This is a genomic window from Roseibium sp. (assembly GCF_050301095.1).
Classification (GTDB): Bacteria; Pseudomonadota; Alphaproteobacteria; order Rhizobiales; family Stappiaceae; genus Roseibium.
The window spans coordinates 1-4,210 of the sequence record NZ_JBNKYW010000129.1; the positions used below are offsets into that span (position 1 = coordinate 1).

At 62.5% G+C, this 4,210-nt stretch carries 2 protein-coding genes; both read left to right on the forward strand.

Annotated features, from left to right (window positions below; all coding sequences use genetic code 11):
• Positions 1 to 165 precede the first annotated feature (165 nt).
• A complete protein-coding gene (locus ACQY7U_RS11900) occupies positions 166 to 1,698 on the forward strand; it encodes an acyl-CoA dehydrogenase family protein (RefSeq protein WP_428644692.1) in 1,533 nt (510 codons plus the stop codon).
• Positions 1,699 to 2,206: 508 nt separating this feature from the next.
• Positions 2,207 to 4,210: bifunctional salicylyl-CoA 5-hydroxylase/oxidoreductase (locus ACQY7U_RS11905; RefSeq protein ID WP_428644694.1), on the forward strand; the 2,004-nt coding region annotated here is incomplete at its 3' end.

Here is a 4,210-nt window from a genome sequence, read left to right on the forward strand (position 1 = left end):
TTCGCTGTTTTCGGTCCATTGAGGACCGGCGACCCCATGACGGCGCATTGAGAAAGTCTGCCATTCACTCATCCTCATCCTTCGAGACGGACCTGACGGTCCTCCTCAGGATGAGGACGTGGGAGAGGAGACCTTCTCTCCGGCACTAACGAGAGAAACCGACACATGAAACCGTTCTCAGCCCCGCTCGACGACATCCTGTTCACGCTGACCCATGTGGCAGGCGCGGCAAGGCTGCCCCATTGGGACGGGGAGCTGGCGGCGGAAATCGGCGGCCACTTCGCCGCCTTTGCCGAGGAACAGCTCGCCCCGCTCAACGAGCCGGGAGACGCCCAGGGCTGCCGGCAGGAAGACGGACGCGTCATCATGCCGGAAGGGTTCAAGGAGGCCTATCAGGCCTACGCGGAACAGGGCTGGCCGGGCCTGACGGTTCCGGAAAGGTTTGGCGGTCAGGGGCTCGAGGCGACGGCATTGTCGATCACTTCCGAGATTTTTACCGGTGCGAACCACAGCCTGCAGATGGTCACCAGTCTGGCGTCCGGCGCGGTCCGCACCCTGCTTGCCTTCGGCTCGGAAGACCAGCAGCAGCGCTACATCCCTGACTTTGCCTCCGGCGAGGCGCTGGCCACCATGTGCCTGACGGAACCGGAAGCCGGATCGGATCTCTCCCGCATCCGCTGCAAGGCGGAAAACACCGGCAACGGCTGGAGAATCTCGGGCGAAAAGATCTTCATCTCCGGCGGTGACCAGGACATGAGCGCAAAGATCCACCATCTGGTGCTCGCCAGAACTTCGGACGAAGGCGTCAAGGGACTGTCGCTGTTCCTGTGTCCTTGCACTCTGGTGGATGGCAGCCGCAACGCCGTCACGGTGACCCGTATCGAGGAAAAGATGGGGCTTCACGCGTCGCCCACCTGCCAGCTCCGGTTCGACAGCGCCGAGGCGGAGCTTGTCGGCGCGGAGGGTGCGGGGCTGAAGGCGATGTTCACGATGATGAACCATGCCCGCGTGGACGTCGCCTTGCAGGGCGTCGCCCATGCGGCGCGCGCCGCCGACATTGCCCGGACCTATGCCGCCGAGCGCGTGCAGGGGCGCGGCGTGGACGGAAAGCCGGTGACGCTGGACCGCCATGCGGACGTCAGGCGCATGCTGGATGAAATCGACGCGCTGGCTCTGGGTGGCCGGGCGATTACCCATCTGGCGCTGGTCACGGTGGAAGCGGGCGAAGATCCGGATCTCGCGGAGTTCCTGACGCCGGTTGCCAAGGTCTGTTGCACCGAGGCGGGCATGCGGGCGACCGAACTCGGCATGCAGGTTCTGGGCGGCTATGGTTACTTGAAGGAATATTTCCTCGAGCAATGCTATCGCGACGTGCGCATCACCGCGATCTATGAAGGCGCCAACGGCATTCACGAGCGTGCCCTTGTCACCCGCCTTCTGCCGGGCGCGGCGGGCGCAGCCTTCGAACGGTTCCTGAAGGATTCCGGTGCACAGTCCGCGGAAAACCTGTCGGAATGGTGCAGGGCACGGGACGCGGTTCTGGCAAGCGCTGACCCCTCGGCCAAGGCCCACGACTTCATGAGGCTGACAGTCAAGACCCTGCTGCGGGTCCTTTGGGCGCGAATGAAAGACAAGGCTACCCATCATCCCGATCCTGAGCGCATCCTGCGCCTCGCGGAGAAGATGCTGGCGACCTGACGGGACCTGCCCGGATTGGAACAGACTTCCGGTGATGCGTCTTTTGCACCGCGAAAATCACGGGCGGAATAAAGGTCCGGGCAGCTTGGCTGGCGTCGCAGGCGAAGCCTGTGCGCGGACCATTCCAGTCAGTAGCCAGTTCCAGCGCCAGCCTCTTCTTTTGGTGCCTTCCCGGTCAAGCGGAGCGCGAACGGGGATCAAGGGCGTTGCAAGCTCCTGCATCTTCATGTTCTTCCTGGGCAAGTGGCACAGTTTCTCCGCTCCCGGATCTTCGCTGCGCTGCGTCCGGGAAGGCGATGGTGGCGGGCGCAGTCACGCCGCATTCTTCCGGGGACCTCCTTTTCGCTTCGTCACTCACCGTCTTTTCCTGCTCTTGTGCCGCGCAACAACCGGGAACCTGCGGAAGGCGGCGTGAGGGAAAATTATTTTAAGCTTGAAATTTTAGGCTTGAAGCAAATTCGGAATTGTGGTTCGCTGAAGACATCCAATTCAGCGTACGGAGGATCTAATGCGGATTGCTTGTTTGGGTGGAGGGCCGGGTGGCCTCTACTTCGCCATCTCCATGAAGCTGCGGGATCCCTCTCACGAAATCGACGTGATCGAGCGTAACCGTCCCGATGACACTTTCGGCTGGGGCGTGGTTCTGTCCGAGGAAACGCTCCAGAACCTGGCTGCCAACGATCCGGTCAGTGCCAAGTCCATCGGCGAGAACTTCGCCTACTGGGATGACATCGCCCTGCATTTCAAGGGTGAGCGGCTGGTTTCCACCGGGCACGGCTTCTGCGGCATCGGCCGGATGAAGCTGCTGCTTCTCCTTCAGGAGCGCGCCCGCGAGCTCGGCATCAACCTGAAATTCGAGACGGAAGTCGAAAGCGCCGAAGACTACCGCAAGGACTACGATCTGGTCGTTGCCGCCGACGGTCTGAACTCCAAGACGCGCACGCTCTACCAGGATACCTTCAAGCCGGACATCGACCAGCGCCTGTGCCAGTTCGTCGGGCTCGGCACGCACCAGAAATTCGCTGACGCCTTCACCTTCATCTTCGAGGAAACCGAGCACGGCTGGGTCTGGGCGCACGCCTATCAGTTCGACGATGAAACGGCGACCTTCATTGTCGAATGCGCGCAGGACACCTTCGATGCCTTCGGCTTCGGCCAGATGAGCCAGGAGGAAAGCATCAGGACCTGCGAGGAGATCTTCAAGGATCACCTCGGCGGCCATTCCCTGATGACCAACGCCCGCCACATCCGCGGCTCCGCCTGGATCCGTTTCCCGCGGGTGCTTTGCGAAAAGTGGAGCTACGAAAACGTGGTGCTCCTCGGCGATGCCGCCGCGACCGCGCATTTCTCCATCGGTTCCGGCTCGAAACTGGCGTTTGAATCCGCGATCGCGCTCGCCGATTACCTGCACGAAGAAGCCGACATGAAGGCTGCCTTCACGCGCTACGAGGAGGACCGCAGGCTTCAGGTGCTGCGTCTGCAGTCGGCGGCACGCAACTCGCTGGAATGGTTCGAGCACGTCGAGCGTTATCTCCATCTCGATCCGGTCCAGCTCAACTATTCCATGCTGACCCGTTCCCAGCGCATCAGCCACGAAAATCTGCGCCTGCGCGATCCGAAGTGGCTGGAATCGGCCGAGCGCTGGTTCATGGACCAGTCGGGTGTATCGCCCAACGCACCGGTCCGCTCGCCGATGTTCACGCCTATCAAGCTGCGTGGCATGGAATTGAAGAACCGCATCGTGGTCTCGCCGATGGCCCAGTACAAGGCTGTCGACGGCAGCCCGACCGACTGGCATTTCATCCACTATGGCGAACGCGCCAAGGGCGGGGCGGGCCTCGTCTATGTGGAAATGACCTGCGTCAGCGCCGAAGGCCGGATCACGCCGGGCTGTCCCGGCCTTTATGCGCCCGAGCATGAAACTGCCTGGAAGCGGCTGACCGACTTCGTGCACCGGGAAACCGATGCGAAGATCTGCTGCCAGATCGGCCATTCCGGCCGCAAGGGCTCCACACGCATCGGTTGGGAAGGCATGGATGAACCTCTGCCGGAAGGCAACTGGGAGGTTGTCTCCGCGTCTGCCATCCCCTGGGCGGAAGGTCATGCCGTGCCGCGCGAAATCACGCGCGCTGAAATGGACGAGATCCGCGACCAGTTCGTGGCGGCTGCCGAAATGGCCGGACGGGCCGGCTTCGACATGATCGAGCTGCACGCCGCACACGGCTATCTGCTGTCGTCCTTCATTTCGCCGGTCTCCAACGTCCGCACCGACGAATACGGCGGTTCGCTGGAAAACCGAATGCGCTGGCCGCTCGAGGTCTTCAAGGCGATGCGTGCCGTCTGGCCGGAAGAAAAGCCGATGTCGGTGCGTATCTCGGCCAACGACTGGGTGGGCGAGGAAGGCATCACGCCGGACGACGCCGTCGAAATCGCGAAGCTGTTCCGGGCCGCCGGTGTCGATCTGGTGGATGTTTCCGCCGGACAGACCTCCGTCAAGGCCAGGCCGGTCTAC

Bases quoted from the DNA above. Each gene is read 5' to 3' on its own strand.
- ACQY7U_RS11900 (WP_428644692.1), top strand. From the start codon at position 166: ATGAAACCGTTCTCAGCCCCGCTCGACGACATCCTGTTCACGCTGACC.